This is a genomic window from Flavobacterium sp. W22_SRS_FK3 (genome assembly GCF_052113665.1).
Classification (GTDB): domain Bacteria; phylum Bacteroidota; class Bacteroidia; order Flavobacteriales; family Flavobacteriaceae; genus Flavobacterium.
This window is the reverse complement of the sequence record NZ_JBGQOF010000004.1, coordinates 85,285-108,845: the sequence shown is the minus strand read 5'-3', so window position 1 is coordinate 108,845 and position 23,561 is coordinate 85,285. Positions and strand designations below refer to the sequence as shown.

The 23,561-nt window shown below is 34.9% G+C and carries 32 protein-coding genes; 25 read left to right on the top strand and 7 right to left on the bottom strand.

What is annotated here, in order from left to right:
* Positions 1-2: 2 nt before the first annotated feature.
* The 7 genes from ACEN2I_RS05175 to ACEN2I_RS05145 all read right to left on the bottom strand — a co-directional run bounded on the left by ACEN2I_RS05175 (position 3) and on the right by ACEN2I_RS05145 (position 9,353).
* Positions 3-803: a DUF2490 domain-containing protein gene (locus ACEN2I_RS05175; RefSeq protein WP_441765022.1), complete on the bottom strand. Its 801-nt coding sequence runs from the start codon at positions 801-803 to the stop codon at positions 3-5.
* Between the two features lie 50 nt (positions 804-853).
* A complete protein-coding gene (rlmB, locus tag ACEN2I_RS05170) occupies positions 854-1,588 on the bottom strand; it encodes a 23S rRNA (guanosine(2251)-2'-O)-methyltransferase RlmB (protein ID WP_441765021.1) in 735 nt (244 codons plus the stop codon).
* Between the two features lie 84 nt (positions 1,589-1,672).
* On the bottom strand, positions 1,673-2,176 hold the full coding sequence (locus ACEN2I_RS05165) for a lipid-binding protein (protein ID WP_441765020.1): 504 nt from the start codon (positions 2,174-2,176) through the stop codon (positions 1,673-1,675).
* A 45-nt stretch (positions 2,177-2,221) separates the two neighbouring features.
* Positions 2,222-2,851, bottom strand: coding sequence for an immunoglobulin-like domain-containing protein (locus tag ACEN2I_RS05160; protein ID WP_441765019.1), 630 nt, complete (start codon positions 2,849-2,851; stop codon positions 2,222-2,224).
* 13 nt (positions 2,852-2,864) lie between these two features.
* Positions 2,865-4,328 carry a SusD/RagB family nutrient-binding outer membrane lipoprotein gene (locus ACEN2I_RS05155; protein ID WP_441765018.1) on the bottom strand — a complete coding sequence of 488 codons (1,464 nt, stop codon included), beginning with the start codon at positions 4,326-4,328 and terminating at the stop codon, positions 2,865-2,867.
* A gap of 21 nt (positions 4,329-4,349) precedes the next feature.
* Positions 4,350-7,550 (bottom strand): SusC/RagA family TonB-linked outer membrane protein, encoded by a 3,201-nt coding sequence (locus ACEN2I_RS05150; RefSeq protein ID WP_441765017.1) that lies wholly within the window; start codon positions 7,548-7,550, stop codon positions 4,350-4,352.
* Between the two features lie 84 nt (positions 7,551-7,634).
* Positions 7,635-9,353, bottom strand: a complete 1,719-nt coding sequence (locus ACEN2I_RS05145) for a hypothetical protein (protein ID WP_441765016.1) — start codon at positions 9,351-9,353, stop codon at positions 7,635-7,637.
* Between the two features lie 168 nt (positions 9,354-9,521).
* On the opposite strand from ACEN2I_RS05145, the gene rpsL reads away from it, so the two are divergent.
* The 25 genes from rpsL (at position 9,522) to secY (ending at position 23,559) form a co-directional block, all read left to right on the top strand.
* Entirely contained in the window at positions 9,522-9,905 is a 384-nt protein-coding gene (gene rpsL / locus ACEN2I_RS05140; RefSeq protein WP_007136570.1) for a 30S ribosomal protein S12, read from the top strand.
* Positions 9,906-9,928: 23 nt separating this feature from the next.
* The gene (gene rpsG, locus ACEN2I_RS05135) at positions 9,929-10,405 is read left to right on the top strand and encodes a 30S ribosomal protein S7 (protein ID WP_007803600.1); all 477 of its coding nucleotides are present in this window, start codon (positions 9,929-9,931) and stop codon (positions 10,403-10,405) included.
* Between the two features lie 10 nt (positions 10,406-10,415).
* Positions 10,416-12,572: an elongation factor G gene (gene fusA, locus ACEN2I_RS05130; protein ID WP_441765015.1), complete on the top strand. Its 2,157-nt coding sequence runs from the start codon at positions 10,416-10,418 to the stop codon at positions 12,570-12,572.
* An 11-nt stretch (positions 12,573-12,583) separates the two neighbouring features.
* The gene (gene rpsJ / locus ACEN2I_RS05125) at positions 12,584-12,889 is read left to right on the top strand and encodes a 30S ribosomal protein S10 (RefSeq protein WP_007803605.1); all 306 of its coding nucleotides are present in this window, start codon (positions 12,584-12,586) and stop codon (positions 12,887-12,889) included.
* Between the two features lie 400 nt (positions 12,890-13,289).
* Positions 13,290-13,907 carry a 50S ribosomal protein L3 gene (gene rplC / locus ACEN2I_RS05120; protein ID WP_441765014.1) on the top strand — a complete coding sequence of 206 codons (618 nt, stop codon included), beginning with the start codon at positions 13,290-13,292 and terminating at the stop codon, positions 13,905-13,907.
* Positions 13,907-14,536 (top strand): 50S ribosomal protein L4, encoded by a 630-nt coding sequence (gene rplD / locus ACEN2I_RS05115; RefSeq protein ID WP_294925960.1) that lies wholly within the window; start codon positions 13,907-13,909, stop codon positions 14,534-14,536. The genes rplC and rplD overlap by 1 nt, the downstream gene beginning before the upstream one ends.
* Positions 14,537-14,543: 7 nt before the next feature.
* Complete coding sequence (rplW, locus tag ACEN2I_RS05110; RefSeq protein ID WP_007803621.1) at positions 14,544-14,834, top strand: 50S ribosomal protein L23; 291 nt, start codon at positions 14,544-14,546, stop codon at positions 14,832-14,834.
* Positions 14,835-14,840: 6 nt separating this feature from the next.
* Positions 14,841-15,665 (top strand): 50S ribosomal protein L2, encoded by an 825-nt coding sequence (gene rplB / locus ACEN2I_RS05105; RefSeq protein WP_059114053.1) that lies wholly within the window; start codon positions 14,841-14,843, stop codon positions 15,663-15,665.
* Positions 15,666-15,671: 6 nt separating this feature from the next.
* Positions 15,672-15,950: a 30S ribosomal protein S19 gene (gene rpsS / locus ACEN2I_RS05100; protein ID WP_012022488.1), complete on the top strand. Its 279-nt coding sequence runs from the start codon at positions 15,672-15,674 to the stop codon at positions 15,948-15,950.
* 6 nt (positions 15,951-15,956) lie between these two features.
* A complete protein-coding gene (gene rplV / locus ACEN2I_RS05095) occupies positions 15,957-16,370 on the top strand; it encodes a 50S ribosomal protein L22 (RefSeq protein WP_007803631.1) in 414 nt (137 codons plus the stop codon).
* 5 nt (positions 16,371-16,375) lie between these two features.
* Entirely contained in the window at positions 16,376-17,137 is a 762-nt protein-coding gene (gene rpsC, locus ACEN2I_RS05090) for a 30S ribosomal protein S3 (protein WP_007803635.1), read from the top strand.
* Between the two features lie 19 nt (positions 17,138-17,156).
* The gene (rplP, locus tag ACEN2I_RS05085) at positions 17,157-17,582 is read left to right on the top strand and encodes a 50S ribosomal protein L16 (protein ID WP_007803637.1); all 426 of its coding nucleotides are present in this window, start codon (positions 17,157-17,159) and stop codon (positions 17,580-17,582) included.
* A gap of 13 nt (positions 17,583-17,595) precedes the next feature.
* A complete protein-coding gene (rpmC, locus tag ACEN2I_RS05080) occupies positions 17,596-17,787 on the top strand; it encodes a 50S ribosomal protein L29 (RefSeq protein WP_031456038.1) in 192 nt (63 codons plus the stop codon).
* A 17-nt stretch (positions 17,788-17,804) separates the two neighbouring features.
* A complete protein-coding gene (rpsQ, locus tag ACEN2I_RS05075) occupies positions 17,805-18,065 on the top strand; it encodes a 30S ribosomal protein S17 (RefSeq protein ID WP_007803646.1) in 261 nt (86 codons plus the stop codon).
* Between the two features lie 2 nt (positions 18,066-18,067).
* Positions 18,068-18,436 (top strand): 50S ribosomal protein L14, encoded by a 369-nt coding sequence (gene rplN, locus ACEN2I_RS05070; protein ID WP_007803649.1) that lies wholly within the window; start codon positions 18,068-18,070, stop codon positions 18,434-18,436.
* An 11-nt stretch (positions 18,437-18,447) separates the two neighbouring features.
* Positions 18,448-18,762: a 50S ribosomal protein L24 gene (gene rplX, locus ACEN2I_RS05065; RefSeq protein ID WP_007803650.1), complete on the top strand. Its 315-nt coding sequence runs from the start codon at positions 18,448-18,450 to the stop codon at positions 18,760-18,762.
* A 2-nt stretch (positions 18,763-18,764) separates the two neighbouring features.
* Positions 18,765-19,316 carry a 50S ribosomal protein L5 gene (gene rplE / locus ACEN2I_RS05060; RefSeq protein ID WP_441765013.1) on the top strand — a complete coding sequence of 184 codons (552 nt, stop codon included), beginning with the start codon at positions 18,765-18,767 and terminating at the stop codon, positions 19,314-19,316.
* 3 nt (positions 19,317-19,319) lie between these two features.
* Positions 19,320-19,589, top strand: a complete 270-nt coding sequence (gene rpsN / locus ACEN2I_RS05055) for a 30S ribosomal protein S14 (RefSeq protein WP_007803655.1) — start codon at positions 19,320-19,322, stop codon at positions 19,587-19,589.
* A gap of 104 nt (positions 19,590-19,693) precedes the next feature.
* Positions 19,694-20,092: a 30S ribosomal protein S8 gene (gene rpsH / locus ACEN2I_RS05050; RefSeq protein WP_160374439.1), complete on the top strand. Its 399-nt coding sequence runs from the start codon at positions 19,694-19,696 to the stop codon at positions 20,090-20,092.
* An 18-nt stretch (positions 20,093-20,110) separates the two neighbouring features.
* A complete protein-coding gene (rplF, locus tag ACEN2I_RS05045; protein ID WP_441765012.1) occupies positions 20,111-20,653 on the top strand; it encodes a 50S ribosomal protein L6 in 543 nt (180 codons plus the stop codon).
* Positions 20,654-20,664: 11 nt separating this feature from the next.
* Entirely contained in the window at positions 20,665-21,015 is a 351-nt protein-coding gene (gene rplR, locus ACEN2I_RS05040; RefSeq protein ID WP_072974805.1) for a 50S ribosomal protein L18, read from the top strand.
* A 5-nt stretch (positions 21,016-21,020) separates the two neighbouring features.
* Positions 21,021-21,542 carry a 30S ribosomal protein S5 gene (gene rpsE, locus ACEN2I_RS05035; protein ID WP_007803663.1) on the top strand — a complete coding sequence of 174 codons (522 nt, stop codon included), beginning with the start codon at positions 21,021-21,023 and terminating at the stop codon, positions 21,540-21,542.
* An 11-nt stretch (positions 21,543-21,553) separates the two neighbouring features.
* Positions 21,554-21,736 carry a 50S ribosomal protein L30 gene (rpmD, locus tag ACEN2I_RS05030; protein WP_017495010.1) on the top strand — a complete coding sequence of 61 codons (183 nt, stop codon included), beginning with the start codon at positions 21,554-21,556 and terminating at the stop codon, positions 21,734-21,736.
* 11 nt (positions 21,737-21,747) lie between these two features.
* On the top strand, positions 21,748-22,200 hold the full coding sequence (gene rplO / locus ACEN2I_RS05025) for a 50S ribosomal protein L15 (RefSeq protein WP_017495009.1): 453 nt from the start codon (positions 21,748-21,750) through the stop codon (positions 22,198-22,200).
* Positions 22,201-22,212: 12 nt separating this feature from the next.
* Entirely contained in the window at positions 22,213-23,559 is a 1,347-nt protein-coding gene (gene secY, locus ACEN2I_RS05020; RefSeq protein WP_007803669.1) for a preprotein translocase subunit SecY, read from the top strand.
* Positions 23,560-23,561 lie beyond the last annotated feature (2 nt).

The following is a 23,561-nucleotide window of genomic DNA, read 5'->3' as shown; positions in this document are numbered from 1 at the left end:
AATTATTCGTCACTTGTTGTCGTTTCGTTTTTATGTAGTTTTTTGCTGATATTTTTATAAAGATTATTAAAGGAAATTGTTAAAGCTGCTGCATTAACAATTTGGTTTCCATTATCCCTTGGCAGGTATTCATTTGCATAAGTCAATTCAATCTGTATGTCATCAGTTAGTAAATATCCAGCGCCTATATTTAATCTATTTCGATCAAAAAAACGTAAACCCGTGACCTTAGTGCCGGATTTGAAGAACAATTCATCCGAAGCTACTGCGTATATAACACCTTCTCTTAAAACTTTACTGTTAATAGGTTGTAAATATTTAATTTGCTGCCGATATCTCAAAACATTCTCATACTCCTCGTTTCCGTTTCTCATGTGCCTGAGCTCTAATCTCATTCTGGTGCTTAAAGTGTATCCCGTTTTATGAAAATAATAGATGCCCTGTAAAGCAAAACGCCATTCGGGAGATTTAAATTGTCCTATCTCCGGGACATCTTTATTGTCAAAATAAGCTATAAACGTAGAAAGCTTCCAGCGAGGCGATAAATAATAATGCCCCCAGCCTCTAAATGTTTTTTGAATGTTTTTTTCAAAAATATTAGGAGAGGATTCAGTACTGCTGTAACTGCCTCCAATGTTTAATTCTGCAGACCATTTGTCATTTAATGTTCTGTTAAATTGTATTTCATTCCAAAGTTGATTATAAGTGGTAGATTGTCCGTAACATATACCTGTAGTAACAAGTGTCGCAATGAAGCAACAGATGTTTTTAAGTACTATGTTTGAAGTAGGATTACAAGACATTCGATTAATAATTAAAAAATCGTTTACTCACCATACATTCTCCATACTATTTAAATTCTTTGTCTGACAGTTTCATACAGGAAAGCACCACAGGCAACAGAAACATTTAAAGATCCAATTGTGCCAAACATTGGCAGTTTTGCTTTTTCATCTACAATTTTTAGAACAGAAGGATTAATTCCTCTGTCTTCAGATCCCATGATGATTGCTAAAGGTTCATTCAATTGTAAATCATAAATATTTTGCTCTGTTTTTTCAGTAGCAGCTATAGTTTTTATTCCTGATCCCTGTAGGTAGAAAATAGCATCTTTGATATGTTCAACTTTACAAATTGGAACATTAAAAACAGCTCCGGCTGAAGTTTTTACAGTATCTCCGTTTACAGGAGCTGAACCGGCTTTTTGAACTATAATTCCGTTAACACCAGTACATTCTGCTGTTCTGATAATGGCACCAAAATTTCTTGCATCAGAAATTTGGTCTAATATTAAAAATAGAGGTTTTGAACCGGATTCAATTGTAGATTCTACCAGATGTTCTAATTCTATAAATCCAATAGGGGATATGGTAGCAACAGCACCCTGATGATTATTTGGTGTTAAGCGATTCAGTTTTTCAACAGGAACGTATGAAAAGTTAATGTTCGCACGTTTCATCACTTTCATTAAATCTTTCATTAACTCACCCGAAATTTCCTTCTGGATGAATACTTTATCTACTTCTTTTCCTGCCTGAATGGCTTCTATAATGGCTCTGATTCCAAATATTTGATGTTCTTTTTCCATGGGGACAAATATAGGGATAATGTTTATATAAAAAAACCATCCCAAGTAATGGGATGGTTTAAATAAAATTCTTTATATATAATTTTAATGTTCGTCTTCAAGAAACCCAGTTCTCTTATAACCTTTCACCTCATAAATAGTTCCTGGATCATCTGAGAATTCAGCTTTAAAAGAGATACCATCAACAGTATGGCCTCCAGTAGATGTAGCGCCATTCTTAGTAATTTTACCTTCTGTGATGTTTACATTAACGTCATATGTTTCAATAATATCAGGTGTTGAAGCAACATCGTGAACAATACTACTAGCTAAATTATCTCCTGCAAATGACAACGAACTAAGAGTTATGGGTGACTTAACTTTAAAATCCCAAAGGTTGCCATGATCATCAATCCACATGTCTTTTCCATCATTTGCTGATGTGTTGTAAGTAGAAAGAACTCTATAGTTTACTACTACTGCTCCATCAACGAACATTTGAACGTACCAGTCTCCTGACATACTCTTAACAGATGTTTCTCCTGGATCAGTATCTCCAACTTCGTCACAAGATGTAAATGAAGTAAGCACAAGTATTACTGCAAGCACACGTGTTATATTTAATTTTATATTTTTCATTTTAATATTTTTAAATTATCGTTTAAATATTCTATCAGCAGTGCCGAAGAATGCTGTAGCAGTAATAGACCATTTCCAGTTGTCTTTATCTGTAATTGTTCCAATGTTACTTTCAGCATCAATACCTGTTTCAGAAGCGTCTGCTTTGAAAGGAGCATAAATTTGTTTGTCATCTATATTGTAGAATTCCATCTTTAAATTGTTAGGATCATCTACAGTATAACCAGTAGCATTGTCTGTGAAATACTTTCTGTCTCCTAGTTTAGTAACATTATTAGCATTACTGCCTCTGAAAAAGGTACCAGACAAGTCAATTGTACTTGGTTTGTTACTTAGTACCACTACAGTACGAGTTAACGAAGCAGGATAACCATCGCTATTTGTTGCAGAATATTTCAGTTTATAAACTGTAGGCTTACTAGTGTCAACTGTACCGTCAATTTTTACTTCAAGAACTTTTCCTTCAGCTTCAGCTTCAACGCCTGCTTCTGTATATGTTTCTCCTTGAGTGAGAACAACTAATGGATCACCATTCATGGTTAAGTTAGCGTATGCAGTCACTTTTGATACTCCATCGGTAGATTCTTCACATGAAGTTAATAATAGTCCTGAAACCATCATTAGGGATATAAATATTTTTTTCATTGTTTGTTTTTTTTTAGTTAGCATCCCACCAAACTGGAGCAGTTATTTTTGCTAAAACCGGAGCGTTAGGATTACGTGTTTTTACAGTATTTGGTAAAACAAGTCTTCTAGGGAATAATTTTCCTGTTACATTTTCAACAGATACTCTAAATTGTCCAGGAATGTAATCTTCGTCATCCTGATCAACAGCAGACTCTCTTGGGAAGCCCGTTCTGTTCTGCTCTAAGAAAGATTCGTAACCGTTTCCAGGAAAACTTGCTATCCATTTTTGAGTTATAATTGCTTCAATTTGAGCGGTAGCTCCTGTTGCAGGAAATTCATACTTCCCTCCCGCAGCCAATAATGCGTTAGGGCTTCCTACTGGGGCAGTTATTGGGGCAACGGTAGTAGTACTGTTGTATTTTTGGAAATTTGCAGCAACTCCTAAATCGTATTTTTGTTTAGCATCTACACCACCATAATATCTAACAAGGGCTTCTGCCTGCAAGAAATAGCTTTCTTCAGCACTCATAAAATATAAAGGAGTTTTAGCGTATAGAGTTACTAATGAAAGTCCTGAAGCTCCATTTTCAAAATCGCCTTGGTTGTTTGGATTTCCTGTGCCATAGTATTTGTTCAAACGTGGATCACCATTTGTTTGCAGGTAAAGGTATAAGGTTTTACTAGCTCTAAGATTCAAAGTAGTGTTCAACTGTCTTCTGTCAGTTTCATATAATGGGTTGCTCCTATCTGCAGCATCTTCGAATTGAGTCATTGCAGCATCAACATCTAAAAATTGTGCACCAGAAGCAAATAATGTTTTGATTCCTGATTCTGCTAATGAAGGATTAACTTCTGTAAGTCTAAGGTGTAATTTTAATAATAATGAGTTCCCAAATTTTGTCCAGTTAGACATTGTACCATTGAAGATAAAATCATCATTTCCAGGAGCAGCTCCGACAGATGAACTTAAGTCTTTAGACAATGCTAATTTTAAATCAGATATCATTAAGTCGTAAGTTTCTTTTCCTGTATTAAATTTAGGCTGCAAAATATTAGGGTTGTTTGCTTCTGCATATGGAATGGCATCATATAAATCTGTCATTATCTGTGATGCTTCAACTTCAAGGACAGTAGCAATTAAATAGTAATTCCAGTTACCTTCTGCCTCTGCTTGTCTTTTTACAACTCTGATGTCGTTTAAAGCATCGTACATTGCGGTCCAGGCAGTTTGGAAATCATTAGTCCCAATGCTATATTGATCAATGTTTTTGTATTGGTTTGAAGTAGTGTTCTGTGTCCAGAATTGAGACCAAAATCCTCCAATAAGAGCATAGTATGATCCTTGTGCACCTGCTAAACCTGCAATTCCTGCTGGTAAAATAGTGCTATTGGCTTGTCCGGGAGGCAGAGCATCCGGGTCTCTATTAATGTCAAATGATTCATCACATGACACTAATAAGAATAGTGCAGTTATTATTGTTGCTATCTTTTTCATTTTTATCTATGAATTATATTTTTAGAATGATAATTTTAAAACTCCACCTACTGATCTCTGTGATGGATTAGCTCCAAATTCTCCAAATTCAGATATTACTCCTGTTCCAAAAGTTCCAACTTCAGGATCAACATATGGGTTTTCTCCAGGAGTCCACATGAAAAGGTTTCTTCCGTAAATACCAACAGTGATTTTGTTTAATCCCATGTTTTTAGTAAGAGTAGAAGGGAAGTCATAATTTAAATTAACCTCTCTTAATCTAACAAAAGTTTTGTCAATTACATGTGTTTTCTCTATTCCAGGGTTGTTTCCTGTATTGTAGAAATTAGTTACAGTACTAAATGTAAGTGGTGTTGTGTTCTCTGTATAGGTAACTTCTTGTGTTGTTGGGTCAATCTTTTCATTAACAGAATTTGGTATGATAAAAGAATTTCTATCATTATAAGTAGTTTCTATTCCATTTCCTACGAAATGTGATAGCCTTTTTGTATAAGAGTAGAAATCGCCTCCTTGTTTCCAATCTAAAGAGAATGCCAGATTAAAGTTTTTGTATTTGAAAGAGTTTTGCAATCCCATAACAAAATCACGCTGAGCGTTTCCGATTTTTTGGATATCATCACTTACTTCATACATACCTGTTGATGCGTTTACAATATATTGTCCTAAAGCATTCGTTTTAGGAGTTTGAGAGTAGAACGAACCAATAGCCTCTCCTTTAGTGGCTCTCATAGTTACACCATATGCACTTGTTAAATCAATATAATTTCCTCCTGTATTTAATTCAGTTACTTCATTCAGGTTTTTAGTGAATGTGTAAGTAATGTTCCATGAAAAATCTTTGTTTTTAATTGGACTACCGGTTACAGAAAGTTCAATTCCTTTATTTTCTACATCCCCAGCATTGATTGCTTTTATTGTATATCCGGTTGAAGGATCCAATGGTAAGTCTACAATAAGGTCGCTGGTTGTTTTATGATACAATGCAATATCATAGCTAATTCTGTTTTTGAAGAATGATCCCTCGGCTCCAACTTCGTATTCTAAGGTGCTCTCTGGTTTTAAATCTGGATTACCAAGTCTTCCTGAAGCTTCGAAGAAACTTACACCTCCAACTGGTGACGCAATTATACCGAAGTTTGCGTTAGCTATACCTGAAATGTAAGAGTCTTCAGTTGTATATACTCTGGTGTCATTTGCAATATTTGAAACGGCTGCTCTTAGTTTAAGGAAAGTATTTCCGTTGTCAATTGCAATTGCACCTAATGATAAGGATGGGTAAAAATATGAATTTTCTGTAGGCGGTAGAGTCGATGTAATATCGTATCTGCCTGTTACTGTAGCGAAATATCTGTTTTTAAATGAAAGCTCAGCAGATGCATAAACAGCTCCTGTTCTTCTTAGAGAGTTTGACTGATCAATCACCGGTCTTAGAGCAGAGTTTGATAGTTCATAGAACCCTGGAAGACCTAGATTTGTGATTGAGTTTTTTAATATATCACTCTCTCTTTTATTGTAGTTGAAACCTCCTAAAAGATTTAAGGTCCAGTCTTCGCTTAAGTTGGTATTATAATTAAGGTTAAAATAAGTGTCAAATTCACTAAATTCTGACCTTGATTCTGTAACTCCACCTACAACTGGGTTAGCACCTGCGATTGCTTGTGGTGATCCAGGGGTATAATTCACGATTGCACCGTAACTCTTAAGTCTTTCTGTTCTGACGTTACCACCAATTTGCCATGAAGCAGTAAGTTTTTCTGTTAATTTGTAGCTTAAATTAACGTTTCCAAAAAGATTATGTCCGTATACTTTTGTACTATTCTCGTTTATTGAAAAATATGGGTTTGTTGCATAAGGTGTAAAATAGTAATCAGGAGTGTTAAAGACATTGTTTTTGTAATCACTTAAGTCTACTACACTAATATCTCTTGGGATTTGTAATAGATCTTGTTGTAAGGTTGAACCTTGACCTGCATCATCACCTTGACCTGTATTAACTATACCTTGGTCTTTATATACATAGTTTATCGATGTTCTTAATGTGAATTTTTTTCCTTTTAATCCACCATTGAAACCTAAGGATTGTTTTTTGTATAAATCGACTGATGTTGGCACAACTCCATCACTGTTTACATTTGAGAATACCAAAGAGAAGTCTGAAGTATCTCCTCCACCACTAAGTGTAACAGACTGTGTAGATAATACACCTGTATCGTAAAAGTCTCTTATGTTGTCATTTAATCCAACGTAAGATTTAATTTGTTGAGTGTTGTTGTATATGGTTCCCCAAGGTCTTGATTCGCCATTAAAAGCTGGTCCCCAGGAACCGTTTTCGTTACTGGTTGTGCTAGATCCAGAAAATCCTAGACCATTCCATCCTTGTCCAAAACTATTTTGTAGATGAGGTACTCTGGCAACTTCACTAAATTCTGTTGAAGCTAACATGTCTACTTTAATTCCTGAGTTTGCTTTTCCTTTTTTAGTTGTAATAATGATTACACCACCACCAGCTCTTGAGCCATATAAGGCAGATGCTGCAGCTCCTTTAAGGACTGTCATACTCTCAATATTGTTTGGGTCAATATCACTTATACCACTACCAGAATCATAGGATCTTGTAGAAGTAGCTACTCCATTATTTCCTGTACCAGTTGGAGTATTGTTAATTGGAGTTCCGTCAACAACATAAAGTGGTCCATTACTATTTGTAATACTGTTTAAACCACGAATAACAACTTTTGTGGAAGCACCTGGCTGAGATGGTGCAGTAATATCTACACCTGCAATTTTTCCGGAAAGTGTTTCAAATGGGTTAGTATTTACAACCTGAGTAAGTTGGTCTGCTTTTAAAGTTGTTGTCGCATAACCCAGAGATTTTTTTTCTCTTTTAATACCAAAAGCCGTTACAACAACACCTTCTAGTTCTTGTGCTCCTGCATCTGCTAATTTAACGTTTACAGTAGAGGAACTTGCTGCTACCTCTTCAGTTTTCATACCGATGTAGCTAAATACCAAAACCTGGCTTGTTGTTGCTCTGATGGAAAATTTACCGTCAAAGTCTGTTTGTGTTCCGGTTTTTGTTCCTTTTACCAATATGCTGACACCTGGAAGAGGCATTCCTGCATTGTCGGAAACAGTTCCTGAAACAACTCTTTCTTGCGCAAAAGTAAGTTGCGCGACTAGTACTAAAATTAGCACTAAGAATCCATTGAACTTTAGTTTCATTTTTAAATATTTTGAATTAGTATCGCAAAACTCTTAATAATTTGTTAACTATCCTAATAAATAAAAATCTTTTTTTGGTAAACATCAAAATTTAACATTATAACATATGTTTATGATAGTGTTATATAATTTTAAATTTTGATTGTGCGCAATGCCATTTGTAAGGTTAATCTTTAGTGTTCCATTTGTGGTTTGTATTGATGTTCCAAATCCAATTCCTGTTAATTTATTAATTTTGGTTTTGTTCTCATTTCTTGTTAAGTCTTGATATATTCCATAATCAAGAATAGAATTTACATAGAGGTTTTTAGAAGCAACGTATCTGTATTCTGTAAGAATAGAAGAAAATAAATTTGCTTGTAAGCTGTTTTCTAAAAATCCTCTTATTGAATTCATTCCGCCAAAACGAAATAATTCATTGATAATGTAATTTTCACTGTTTAAGTAGAAATTTTGTGAATTTATGTTAATGAAATTCTTTTCATTCAATTCGAAGTTGTAGGAGATGTTTAAGTTTGTGTAAAATTGATTGCAGGAAGCAGCTGTTTTGGGTTGATTTGTTGTATTTCTTTTTCCAAATCCAAATACTAAGTTAACATTAGCTTTTTTTGGTAACAAATAATTAACTGCATCAGTTCTGATGTACTCAAATGTTGTGGCTAAGAAGGAATTTTTGAAATCGCTTATGTTGGTATTGTTTGTGTTTTGAATATCACTTGATTCAGTTGATTGATATCCTAAATATACTTTAGAATTATAATTTATATAATAGCCTAAGTCAATTTGTGTTTTTGCATTTTGAAAAGTACTGTCTTGTTTAAAGATGTTTAACTGAGCTTTAATTCCAAGTGGTGATTTAAAGATGTATGGGATTTCTAATTTTGTATTAAAAGTTTTTTGTTGGTTTCCGTCGCTTTTCCAATATAAAGAAAATTGTTCTCCGGCTTTAAGAATGTTTTGCAGGGTGATGTCAAGGTATCCGTTTAAGTTTAGTTTTTTGTTTTCATCATTTGAAAATCCTACGTATCCATCAAAGGTGTTTGCTTTTCTTTTTTCGATATAAACGTAAACTTTTGTCGAGTCGTTTGTGAATAGTATTTCAGGATATTTTGTCTGATTGACGAATCCAAAATTATTTATATCATTATAAAGCTCATTAATAGTTTTTTTATTATGGGTTCTGCTGATGTATTTTATATGGAGTCGTTTTAAATGACCTTTGGGAAAATAATCCCTACGATTGTTATCTGTGTAATTTAGTATAATGGAATTTACACTGCGTTTTTTTTCGGAATTAAAATTTAAATCGGCATAAATTATCAAATCCTTTCTTCGTATATTCTCTAATTTTATTTTGCTTAATGCAAATCCTTGTTTTTCGGCCTCAATAATTTTTTGATTTATGTAATTTTCGGTTTCTTCATACGGAATAATTAAGGTGTCATTTTTTGTTTTTGATGAGCTAAAAAATAAATTATCTCTACCTATATATATATGCGTATATTTTATTTTGTTTCCAAGTGATAATTTGTATGTGTATATTGAGTCATTTTCTTTTTGATTTTCAAGGGTTTTAATGTCTAAATAACCTTTTTTATTTAGCTTTTCTATAGCGTTGATAAGCTCGTTATTAAGTGATTTTATGTTTGTATGTTTTTGGATATAATTTAATGAATCTAAAATTACATCTTCTGTTTTGTTAGTCCCTCTTAATTTTAAATTAAAATCTTGAGCATTCGCAAAAATACTTATTAAATAAAAAGTGATTATTAGTAATGACTGTTTCAAGAGCAATTGTTTCATTTATTAAAAGTATTGCAAATATCTATTATTTGTTTGTAAAAGTTTAAGCTTAAATAATGTTATTGAAAATTAATGATTTAACGTTTGTATAGTGGAAAATATTTTATACATTTGCAACCCCGTAAAAAGCGGGAATTTAATATACATAATAAATTTTTAGTATTAATTATGCCAACAATTCAACAATTAGTAAGAACAGGAAGAACTCAGATCACTAAGAAGAGTAAATCGGTTGCTTTAGATTCTTGTCCTCAAAGAAGAGGGGTTTGTACGCGTGTTTACACTACTACACCAAAGAAACCAAACTCTGCAATGCGTAAAGTTGCGCGTGTACGTTTGACAAATGGTAATGAAGTGAATGCTTACATCCCTGGAGAAGGTCACAATCTGCAAGAGCACTCGATAGTATTAGTGCGAGGTGGAAGGGTAAAAGATTTACCAGGTGTTAGATATCATATCGTTCGTGGAGCGCTTGACACGTCAGGAGTTGCAGGAAGAACGCAAAGAAGATCTAAGTACGGTGCTAAACGCCCAAAAGAAGCAAAAAAGTAATTTAAAACTTTTAAGAAAAAGACATGAGAAAAAGAGCGGCAAAGAAAAGACCACTTTTACCAGATCCAAGGTTTAATGACCAATTGGTAACGCGTTTTGTGAACAACTTAATGTGGGACGGTAAGAAATCTACAGCTTTCAAAGTATTTTATGATGCAATTGACATCATTGAGTCTAAAAAGCAGGATTCAGAAAAATCTTCATTAGAAATTTGGAAAGATGCTTTAACAAACGTTATGCCTCACGTAGAAGTACGTAGTCGTAGAGTAGGTGGGGCTACATTTCAAATTCCAATGCAAATTAGACCAGACAGAAAAATTTCTATGGCAATGAAGTGGTTAATACTTTATTCCAGAAGAAGAAATGAAAAATCTATGGCACAACGTTTAGCGTCAGAATGTTTAGCTGCTGCTAAAGAAGAAGGTGCTGCGGTTAAGAAAAGAATGGATACTCACAAGATGGCAGAAGCTAACAAAGCTTTCTCTCACTTTAGATTTTAATTCGTAAGAAATGGCTAGAGATTTAAAATATACAAGAAATATCGGAATTGCTGCTCACATTGATGCTGGTAAAACAACAACAACTGAGCGTATCCTTTTTTACACTGGAAAGTCACACAAAATTGGTGAAGTGCACGATGGTGCTGCAACAATGGACTGGATGGCACAAGAGCAAGAAAGAGGTATTACAATTACTTCTGCTGCGACAACTTGTGAGTGGAATTTTCCAACTGAGCAAGGTAAGCTTTTACCAAACTCATTGCCTTATCACTTTAATATTATTGATACTCCTGGACACGTTGATTTTACTGTAGAGGTAAATCGTTCTTTACGTGTACTTGATGGATTGGTTTTCTTGTTTAGTGCTGTTGATGGTGTTGAGCCACAATCAGAAACTAACTGGAGACTTGCTGATCAGTATAGAGTTCCTCGTATGGGATTTGTGAACAAGATGGACCGTCAGGGATCTAACTTTTTGGCAGTTTGTCAACAAGTTCGTGATATGTTAAAGTCAAACGCTGTTGCGATCACTTTGCCAATTGGTGAAGAAAATGATTTTAAAGGTGTTGTAGATTTAGTAAAAAACCAGGCTATCATTTGGCATGATGCAACTCAAGGGGCAACTTTTGATATTGTTGAAATTCCTGCTGATATGGTTGCAGAGGTTAAAGAATATAGAGATATCCTTATTGAGGCAGTTGCTGATTACGATGAAAACTTGCTTGATAAGTATATGGAAGATCCAGATTCTATTACTGAGGAGGAAATTAACAATGCTCTTAGAGCTGCTACTATGGACATGGCTATCATTCCTATGATTGCTGGTTCTTCTTTCAAAAACAAAGGAGTTCAATTCATGTTAGATGCAGTTTGTAAATATTTACCTTCTCCAATGGATAAGGAAGGTATCGAAGGAATTCATCCTGATGATGCTGAATTATTAGAAGAAGATCAAACTAAAATCTTGCGTAAGCCAGATGTAAAAGAGCCATTCGCTGCTTTAGCATTTAAAATTGCTACTGACCCATTCGTAGGTCGTTTGGCTTTCTTTCGTGCTTATTCTGGGCGGTTAGATGCGGGTTCTTATGTTTTGAACACACGTTCGGGAAATAAAGAAAGAATTTCTCGTATTTACCAAATGCACGCTAACAAACAAAATCCAATCGAATACATCGAAGCTGGAGATATTGGAGCTGCTGTTGGATTTAAAGATATTAAAACTGGAGATACATTGTGTGATGAGAAACACCCAATTATTCTTGAGTCTATGAAATTCCCTGCGCCGGTAATTGGTATTGCAATTGAACCTAAAACTAAAGCGGATGTTGATAAAATGGGTATGGCTTTGGCTAAATTAGCTGAAGAAGATCCAACATTTACTGTTAGAACAGATGAGGCTTCAGGGCAAACTATTATCTCAGGTATGGGTGAGCTTCACTTGGATATCTTGGTAGATCGAATGAAACGTGAATTTAAAGTTGAAGTAAACCAAGGTGAGCCTCAAGTTGAATATAAAGAAGCGTTTACAAGAACTGCAACTCATAGAGAGACTTACAAGAAGCAATCAGGAGGTCGTGGTAAATTCGGTGATATCGTATTTACACTTGAGCCAGCTGATGAAATTGATGGTAAAGTTCCTGTAGGATTGCAATTTATTAATGCAGTAAAAGGTGGTAACGTTCCTAAAGAATATATTCCATCTGTAGAAAAAGGTTTCCGTGAAGCTATGAAAACTGGTCCTTTGGCTGGTTATCAAGTGGATAGTTTAAAAGTAACTTTGACAGACGGATCTTTCCACCCTGTCGATTCAGATGCTCTTTCTTTTGAATTAGCTGCAAGAATGGGTTATAGAGAAGTAGCTAAAGCTGCTGGAGCAATTATTTTGGAACCAATCATGAAAATGGAAGTTATTACTCCTGAAGAAAACATGGGAGATATCGTAGGTGATATCAACCGTCGTAGAGGTCAGGTTAATGACATGGGTGACAGAAACGGTGCAAAAACTATTAAGGCTGATGTGCCTTTATCAGAAATGTTTGGATATGTAACAACATTAAGAACATTATCTTCTGGTAGAGCTACTTCAACAATGGAGTTTTCTCACTATGCAGAAACACCTTCTAATATTTCAGAAGCTGTAATTAAAAAAGCAAAAGGTAACGCTTAATTCTTAAGAAAATGAGTCAAAAAATCAGAATAAAACTAAAATCTTACGATCACATGTTGGTAGATAAGTCTGCTGAAAAGATCGTAAAAACAGTAAAAACTACTGGCGCGGTTGTAACAGGTCCAATTCCGTTACCAACTCACAAAAAACTTTTCACTGTACTGCGTTCTCCGCACGTAAACAAAAAAGCGAGAGAGCAATTTGAAGTAATGTCATACAAGAGATTGATTGATATTTATTCATCTTCATCAAAAACAATTGATGCATTAATGAAACTTGAATTGCCAAGTGGAGTTGAAGTAGAGATCAAAGTGTAATTTTATTATATTTTTATAAAAAAAAGCGAGACAGGAATGTTTCGCTTTTTTTTGTATTTGTAGATTTTTATTCTTTTGATTTTTAATAGAATAAAAACAATAATTTAATGCCGTTTTGTTAAAAAAGCCTTGTATATAGCTTGTTGGCAAGGATTGAGAGGTTTTTCTAATAATTCATTTTGTAATATTAATCTGTAATAATTATTCATTAAAATATTTTCACTTTGGAACTAAAATAAAAATATGCTGATTTTTTTGGGCTTGGATTTTGATAATGAGCGATTTAATTTTTGTAACCGTTTGGTAAATTGAATTTTAATACCTACTTTTGCACTCCCTGTTTGGAAATTTATGTGATTTTCAAATTGAAGGGAGTTTTAGTAATCAATAATTAATATTTATGTCTGGGTTAATTGGTAAAAAAATCGGCATGACTAGTATTTTCGACGAAAACGGGAAAAACATTCCTTGTACAGTAATCGAAGCTGGGCCATGCGTTGTTACCCAAGTCAGAACCAAAGGTGTTGACGGGTACGAAGCGTTGCAACTTGGTTTCGATGACAAAAACGAGAAACATTCCACTAAAGCGGCTTTAGGTCACTTTAAAAAAGCTGGAACTGTTGCTAAGAAAAAAGTCGTTGAATTTCAAGATTTTGCAACTGAACAAAAATTAGGAGATCTTATTGATGTTTCTATTTTTACTGAAGGAGAATTTGTGGATGTACAAGGTGTATCTAAAGGTAAAGGTTTTCAAGGGGTTGTTAAACGTCACGGATTTGGTGGTGTTGGGCAAGCAACTCATGGTCAGCACAACCGTTTAAGAGCGCCGGGTTCTGTAGGAGCTTCTTCTTATCCTTCCAGGGTATTCAAAGGAATGCGTATGGCTGGAAGAATGGGAGGAGATAATGTAAAAGTTCAAAACCTTAGAGTTTTAAAAGTAGTAGCTGAAAAGAACCTACTTGTTATTAAAGGATGCGTTCCTGGACATAAAAACTCTTATGTAATCATTCAGAAGTAATGGAAGTAAAAGTATTAGATTTCAACGGAAAAGATACTGGGAGAAAAGTTCAACTTTCTGATTCAGTATTCGCAATTGAACCAAACAATCACGCTGTATACCTTGATGTTAAGCAATATCTTGCAAATCAAAGACAGGGAACTCACAAAGCTAAAGAAAGAGCTGAGGTGACAGGAAGTACGCGTAAGATTAAAAAACAAAAAGGAACTGGTACAGCTCGTGCGGGAAGTATCAAAAATCCATTGTTTAAAGGTGGTGGAACTATTTTTGGACCAAGACCAAGAAGCTATTCATTCAAATTGAATAAAGCCTTGAAAAGATTGGCGAGAAAATCAGCTTTCTCAATCAAAGCAAAAGAGTCGAATATTATCGTTCTTGAAGACTTTGGATTTGAAGCTCCAAACACTAAAAATTTCATTAACGTTTTGAAAGCTTTAGGGTTAGAAAATAAAAAATCTCTATTTGTATTGGGTGAAGCGAATAAAAATGTATATTTGTCGTCACGTAATTTAAAGTCTTCTAATGTCGTAACTAGCTCGGAATTAAGCACTTACGCTATATTAAACACTAATAATTTAGTGCTTTTAGAAGGTTCTTTGGAGTTAATTGAAGAAAATTTAAGCAAATAATAGGAATATGAGTATCATAATTAGACCTATAGTAACAGAAAAAGTAACCAAAGAAAGTGAAGTTTTAAACCGCTTCGGATTCGTTGTTGACAAAAAAGCAAACAAAGTTCAGATTAAGAAAGCTATCGAAGCTGCTTATGGAGTAACTATCGTTTCAGTTAACACGATGAACGTAAGACCGGACAGAACTACAAAATACACTAAAAGTGGTTTGATCAGTGGAAAGACAAATGCTATCAAAAAAGCAATTGTACAAGTACAAGAAGGAGAAACAATTGATTTTTACAACAATATCTAAGATAAAATGTCAGTAAGAAAATTAAAACCTATTACCCCAGGTCAGCGATTTAGAGTTGTGAATGGTTATGACGCCATTACAACTGATAAGCCGGAACGCTCTTTGATAGCGCCGATAAAAAACTCTGGAGGTAGAAATAGTCAAGGAAAGATGACCATGCGTTATACGGGTGGTGGTCACAAGCAGAGATATCGTATTATTGATTTCAAACGTACAAAAGAAGGAATTCCAGCTACAGTGAAATCAATCGAATATGATCCAAATCGTACTGCATTTATCGCATTATTAGCTTATGCTGATGGTGAGAAAACTTATGTTATCGCTCAAAACGGATTGAAAGTTGGTCAGAAATTAGTTTCTGGTCCAGAATCTCAACCTGAAATTGGTAACACATTACCTTTAAGCAGAATTCCTTTAGGAACTGTAATATCTTGTATTGAGTTACGTCCAGGTCAAGGAGCAGTAATTGCTCGTTCAGCTGGTACATTTGCTCAGTTAATGGCAAGAGATGGAAAATATGCTACAATTAAAATGCCATCTGGTGAAACAAGATTGATCTTGTTAACATGTTCGGCTACAATTGGAGCTGTTTCTAATTCAGACCACCAATTAGTTGTATCAGGAAAAGCTGGTAGAACAAGATGGTTAGGAAGAAGACCTAGAACAAGACCTGTTGCAATGAACCCTGTTGATCACCCAATGGGTGGTGGAGAAGGACGTTCTTCTGGTGGACATCCACGTTCAAGAAATGGAATACCAGCAAAAGGTTATAGAACTCGTTCTAAGAAAAACCCGAGTAACAAGTATATCGTAGAACGTAGAAAGAAATAATAAGATATGGCACGTTCATTAAAAAAAGGACCTTTCGTTCATTATAAGTTAGACAAGAAAGTTCAGGAAAACGTAGAAAGTGGTAAAAATAGTGTAGTAAAGACTTGGTCTAGAGCTTCTATGATTACTCCGGATTTCGTTGGACAAACAATCGCAGTTCATAACGGTCGTCAATTTGTACCAGTTTACGTAACAGAAAACATGGTAGGTCACAAATTAGGAGAATTTTCACCAACTAGATCTTTTAGAGGTCATGCTGGAGCAAAAAATAAAGGTAAAAAATAAGAAGCAATGGGAGTTCGTAAAAGAGAAACAGCAGATGCGAGAAAAGAGGCTAATAAGTCTATTGCTTTCGCGAAATTGAATAACTGCCCTACTTCACCTAGAAAAATGCGCTTAGTAGCGGACTTGGTAAGAGGTCAGAAGGTAGAAAGAGCACTTAACATCTTAAGATTCAGTTCTAAAGAAGCTTCAAGAAAATTAGAAAAACTATTATTATCTGCAATCAACAACTGGGAGCAAAAAAATAGTGAAGGTAATTTAGAAGAAGCTGGATTATTTGTTAAAGAGATCAGAGTAGATGGTGGAATGATGTTGAAAAGACTTCGTCCAGCTCCTCAAGGTCGTGCACACAGAATAAGAAAACGTTCTAATCACGTAACAATCGTGCTTGGAGCTATCAATAACACACAAAGCAATTCTTAAGCAGCATGGGACAAAAGACAAATCCAATTGGAAATAGACTTGGTATCATCAGAGGGTGGGACTCTAACTGGTATGGTGGAAATGATTACGGTGATAAACTTGCCGAAGATCACAAAATCAGAAAGTATATCCACGCCCGTTTATCAAAAGCTAGTGTATCAAAAGTAATCATCGAGAGAACTTTGAAGCTTGTAACCGTTACTATCACTACTGCAAGACCTGGTATCATTATCGGGAAAGGCGGACAAGAGGTAGACAAGCTAAAAGAAGAACTTAAGAAAGTTACTGACAAAGAGGTTCAAATCAACATCTTTGAAATTAAAAGACCTGAATTAGATGCTTATCTTGTGGCGACAAGCATCGCTCGTCAAATCGAAAGCCGTATTTCTTACAGACGTGCAATCAAAATGGCTATTGCTGCTTCTATGCGTATGAACGCTGAAGGTATCAAAGTTTTGATTTCTGGTCGTTTGAATGGTGCGGAGATGGCGCGTTCAGAAGGTTTCAAAGAAGGTAGAATTCCTCTATCAACTTTCAGAGCTGATATTGATTATGCTTTGGCTGAAGCTCACACTACTTATGGTAGAATGGGTATCAAAGTATGGATCATGAAAGGTGAAGTTTATGGAAAGAGAGATCTTTCCCCACTTGCAGGAATGGATAAAAAACAATCCGGAACTGGTGGTGGTAAAGGTGGAGATTCTCCAAGAGGAGACAGAAAACCTTTTAATAAAGGTGGAAAACCAGATGCTCGTAAAAGAAAGTAAATTTTTAAACTAAAGAAAAATGTTACAGCCTAAAAGAACAAAATACCGTAAGGTACAGAAAGGTAAAATGAAAGGTAACTCTCAAAGAGGGCATGAACTTTCTAATGGAATGTTTGGTATTAAATCTGTACATGAAGATGGAATGTTCTTAACGTCTCGTCAAATCGAAGCTGCACGTATTGCTGCAACTCGTTTTATGAAGAGAGAAGGACAATTATGGATCAAGATATTTCCAGACAAACCAATTACTAAGAAGCCTCTTGAGGTACGTATGGGTAAAGGTAAAGGTGCCGTTGAATATTGGGCTGCCGTTGTTAAACCCGGAAGAATTATGTTTGAAGTTGGAGGAGTTCCTTTGTCAGTTGCAAAAGAGGCGTTACGTCTTGCAGCTCAAAAGCTTCCAGTAAAAACTAAGTTCGTCGTTGCTAGAGATTTCGAAGCATAATTAAATTTATATTATGAAACAATCAGAAATAAAAGATCTTTCTGCAGCGGAGTTGCAAGAAAAACTTAGTCAAACTAAGAAAGTATATGCTGACCTAAAAATGGCTCACGCTATTTCTCCAATTGAGAACCCACTTCAAATCAGAAGTGTAAGAAGAACAGTTGCAAGATTGGCTACAGAGTTAACTAAAAGAGAGTTACAATAATTGTATTCTGCTGAAAGATGGAAGAAAAAAGAAATTTAAGAAAAGAAAGAATTGGTGTTGTTACTTCAAATAAAATGGATAAGTCTATTGTTATTGCTGAAGTAAGAAAAGTAAAACACCCATTATACGGTAAGTTCGTGTTGAAAACAAAGAAATACGTTGCACACGACGAAACAAACGACTGTAACATTGGAGATACTGTAAGAATTAGCGAAACGCGACCTTTAAGTAAAACAAAATGTTGGAGATTAGTTGAAATCTTAGAAAGAGCTAAATAATTATGGTACAACAGGAATCAAGACTAAAAGTAGCAGATAACACGGGAGCAAAAGAAGTTTTAACTATCCGTGTTTTAGGAGGTACCAAAAGAAGGTATGCCTCTGTTGGTGACAAGATTGTAGTATCTATTAAAGATGCAACTCCAAACGGAAACGTTAAAAAAGGAGCTGTTTCAACTGCAGTTGTTGTACGTACCAAAAAAGAAGTGAGAAGAGCTGATGGTTCTTATATCCGTTTCGATGATAATGCATGTGTTCTTTTGAACGCTGCAGGGGAAATGAGAGGAACTCGTGTTTTTGGTCCGGTAGCAAGAGAACTTCGTGAAAAACAATTCATGAAAATTGTATCATTAGCACCAGAAGTGCTTTAATTCGTTTTAAGATGATAAAGCTAAAAATAAAATCAGGAGACATCGTAAGAGTTATTGCTGGAGACCATAAAGGTGCTGAAGGTAAAGTATTACGTGTTTACCGTGAGAAAAATAAAGCGATAGTTGAAGGTGTAAACATGGTTTCGAAACATACAAAACCAAGTGCAAAAAACCCTCAAGGTGGTATCGTTAAGAAAGAAGCTTCTATACAAATATCTAACATTTCACTAATTGATCCTAAAACTAAGGAAACAACTAGAGTTGGTATTAGAGTAGAAGGAGATAAGAAAGTAAGATTTTCAAAAAAATCTAATCAAGTACTATAGTAATGGCATATACACCTAGACTAAAAGAAGAATATAAGAGTAGAGTAATTGCTGCTCTTAAAGAGGAATTCGGATATACAAACGTGATGCAAGTTCCAAAACTTGAAAAAATCGTTTTGAGCCGTGGAGTTGGTGCAGCTGTATCTGATAAAAAACTTATCGACTATGCGGTTGATGAGTTAACAAAGATCACTGGACAAAAAGCAGTATCTACAATTTCAAAGAAAGACGTTGCGTCTTTTAAATTGAGAAAAGGGATGCCTATTGGAGCAAAAGTTACTTTACGCGGAGAAAGAATGTATGAGTTTTTAGATAGACTTGTTACTTCTGCTTTACCACGTGTTAGGGATTTTAGTGGTATTAAAGCTACTGGTTTCGATGGTAGAGGTAATTACAATCTTGGGGTTTTAGAGCAAATCATTTTTCCAGAAATTGATATTGACAAAGTAAACAAAATTTCAGGAATGGATATTACATTTGTTACTACTGCAAAAACAGACAAGGAAGCAAAGTCATTATTGGCTGAATTAGGTTTACCTTTTAAAAAGAATTAAGATATGGCTAAAGAATCAATGAAAGCCCGTGAGGTGAAAAGAGAAAAAACGGTAGCTAAGTATGCTGAGAAAAGAAAAGCTTTGAAAGAGGCAGGAGATTTCGAAGGATTACAAAAATTACCTAAAAATGCTTCACCAGTTCGTTTGCATAATCGTTGTAAATTAACTGGGAGACCAAGAGGTTATATCCGTCAATTTGGTATTTCACGTGTTACTTTCCGTGAAATGGCTAATAACGGATTAATTCCTGGTGTTAAAAAAGCATCTTGGTAATCTCGCAATAAGTTTGTAGTTTTGCAAACCAAAAAATAATTTTAATTGATTAAAGGTTCGGGAGACGAGTGTCTCCCGAAAACCATAGTCGCAATCAAATACATATGTATACAGATCCTATTGCAGATTATTTGACTAGAGTTCGTAACGCAGTGGCCGCAAACCACAAAGTTGTTGAAATTCCAGCTTCTAATCTAAAAAAAGAAATAACTAAGATCTTATTTGATCAAGGTTATATCTTGAGTTACAAATTTGAGGACAACTCTGTTCAGGGTTCAATCAAAATTGCTCTGAAGTATGATAAAGATACTAAAGAGCCTGTGATTAAAGATATCCAAAGAATTAGTAAACCTGGTTTACGTAAATATGCAGGTGCTGATAAATTACCTAGAATCCTTAACGGATTAGGAATTGCTATTGTTTCTACATCAAAAGGTTTGATGACTGGAAAACAAGCTAAGCAATTACATGTAGGTGGTGAAGTAATTTGTTACGTATACTAATTTTAAAGACTAAATAAGATGTCAAGAATAGGTAAAAGCCCAATTGTAATCCCTGCCGGAGTAACTGTAGAAGTTAAAGACGGTATTATTACAGTAAAAGGAAAAAAAGGTCAACTTACTCAGGAGTTCTCGGACGTAACTGTAACAGTTGAAGGCGATCAAGCATTAGTAGAAAGATCGTCTGATCATAAAGACCAAAGAGCAAAACACGGATTGTACAGATCATTAATCAATAATATGATTATTGGAGTAAATGAAGGTTTTACAAAAGAACTTGAATTAGTTGGAGTTGGTTATAGAGCTTCAAACCAAGGTCAAAAGTTAGATTTAGCTCTTGGATATTCTCACAATATTGTTTTAGAAGTTGCTCCAGAAGTAGTAGTAGAAACAGTATCTGAAAAAGGAAAAAACCCTATCGTAAAATTAACGTCATTTGACAAACAACTTTTAGGTCAGGTTGCTGCGAAAATCAGAGGTTTCCGTAAGCCTGAGCCGTACAAAGGAAAAGGTGTTAAATTTGTGGGTGAAGTATTAAGAAGAAAAGCAGGTAAATCAGCTTAAAAAATAAGATTATGTCATTAACAAAATCTGATAGAAGACAGAGAATTAGATTCAGAATTAGAAAATCGATTAGTGGTACTGCTACTAACCCAAGACTATCTGTATTTAGAAGTAACAAAGAAATTTACGCTCAACTTATTGATGATGTAAATGGAGTTACTATATTAGCTGCATCTTCAAGAGAAAAAGAAATAGGAAAAGGTACTAACGTTGAAGTAGCTGCTGCTGTTGGAAAACTAGTTGCTGAAAAAGCGTTAAAAGCTGGGATTGATACCATCACTTTTGATAGAGGAGGTTATTTATATCACGGTCGTATTAAATCATTAGCAGAAGGCGCAAGAGCGGCTGGACTTAAATTCTAATATATATGTCTAAATACAAAAATGTAGAATTGGTAAAACCAAGTGGTCTTGAACTTAAAGATCGTCTGGTAAGTGTTAATCGTGTTACTAAAGTTACAAAAGGTGGTAGAGCTTTTGGTTTTTCTGCTATTGTAGTTGTAGGTGATGAAAACGGAGTAGTTGGTCATGGTTTAGGGAAATCTAAAGATGTTTCTGAAGCAATTGCGAAAGCAGTAGAAGATGCTAAGAAAAATTTAGTAAAAATTCCTTTAAATGGACAATCAGTTCCTCACGAACAAAAAGGTAAATTTGGTGGTGCACGTGTGTTTTTGATTCCTGCCTCTCATGGTACAGGAGTTATTGCTGGTGGAGCTGTTCGTTCAGTTCTTGAATCAGTAGGTATTCACGATGTATTATCTAAATCTCAAGGATCATCAAATCCTCATAACGTGGTAAAAGCAACTTTTGATGCTTTATTACAAATGAGAAGCGCTTATACTGTTGCAAAACAAAGAGGTGTTTCTTTAGAAAAAGTTTTTAAAGGTTAATTCAGGAAATTATGGCTAAATTATTAGTAAAGCAAGTACGAAGCAAAATCAACTGCCCTCTTTCTCAAAAGAGAGGTTTGGAAGCTTTGGGTCTACGTAAAATGGGACAAGTTGTAGAGCATGATTCAAACCCTGCTATCCTTGGGATGATAAACAAAGTTAAACACTTAGTTTCTGTAGAAGAAGCTAAATAACAAATACTGTTATGAATTTAAGTAACTTACAACCAGCTGAAGGGTCAACACACAATCAAAATAAAAGATTAGGTAGAGGAGAAGGTTCTGGAAAAGGTGGTACTTCTGCAAGAGGTCACAAAGGAGCAAAATCTCGTTCTGGTTATTCTAAAAAGATTGGTTTTGAAGGAGGGCAAATGCCACTTCAAAGACGTGTGCCTAAATTTGGTTTCACAAACATCAACCGTAAAGAATACGAAGGTGTTAATTTAGATACGCTTCAATTGTTAGTAGACAATGGTGTAATTACAGATTCTGTTTCAATGACAGATTTTGTAGCAAACCGTTTAGCTACCAAAAATGAAATCGTTAAGATTTTAGGTAGAGGAGAATTGAAAGCAAAATTAAAAGTAACTGCTCACAAATTTACTGCTACTGCAAAAGCTGCTATTGAAGCTGCTGGTGGAGAAGCTGTAACAATATAATTTTTCTATTCTATGAAGAAATTTATTGAATCAATAAGTAATGTTTGGAAAATCGAAGAACTGAAAAACAGAATCCTGATTACATTAGGATTACTTTTAGTATATCGTTTTGGAGCACACGTTACGCTTCCTGGAATTGACGCGACTCAATTGACTGGTTTAGCGGGACAAACAAAAAATGGTTTAGGATCAATCCTTGACATGTTCACCGGAGGTGCTTTTTCTAAAGCTTCAGTTTTTGCTTTAGGTATTATGCCCTACATATCTGCGTCTATTGTTGTTCAGTTAATGGGAATTGCGATTCCATATTTGCAAAAACTTCAAAACGATGGAGAGAGCGGTAGAAAAAAGATTAATCAAATTACACGTTGGTTAACTATTGCTATTACATTGGTTCAAGGCCCAACTTATATCTATAATTTATACAGAACATTACCAAGCAATGCGTTTTTGCTAGGGTTCAACTCCCCTGAGTTTTTATTTTCGTCTGTTATTATATTAGTTACAGGTACAATATTTGCTATGTGGCTTGGAGAAAAAATTACTGATAAGGGTATTGGGAATGGAATTTCATTATTGATTATGGTTGGTATCTTAGCTCGTTTACCGCAAGCTTTTATACAAGAATTTACAACCAGAGTTACGAATAACAACGGTGGTCCCATGTTATTGGTTATTGAAATTATTGTATGGCTATTAGTTATTATTTCTTGTGTATTGCTTACAATGGCAGTACGTAGAATTCCAGTGCAGTATGCTCGTCGTACAACAACAGGTGATTATGAGCAAGATTTAGCCGGTGGCAATAGACAATGGATTCCACTTAAGCTTAATGCTTCAGGGGTTATGCCAATCATTTTTGCCCAGGCAATTATGTTTATTCCTGCTGCTGTAGCCGGATTGTCTAAATCAGATACATCACAATCTATCGTTGGTGCATTTAGTAATATGTTTGGGTTTTGGTATAATTTTGTATTTGCAACGTTAATCATTGTATTTACATTCTTTTATACTGCGATCACAGTACCTACTAATAAAATGGCTGATGACTTAAAAAGAAGTGGTGGTTTTATTCCCGGAGTTCGTCCAGGAGCAGAGACTTCAGACTTTCTTGATAAAGTGATGTCTTTAATAACTTTCCCAGGATCTTTATTCCTTGCTTTGATTGCTGTGTTCCCGGCTATTGTTGTAAGTATTATGGATGTACAACAATCTTGGGCAATGTTTTTTGGAGGTACCTCATTAATAATTATGGTTGGAGTTGCAATAGATACTATTCAACAAATCAATTCATACTTGTTAAACAAGCATTATGATGGTTTAATGAAGACTGGTAAAAATAGAAAAGCGGTAGCTTAATA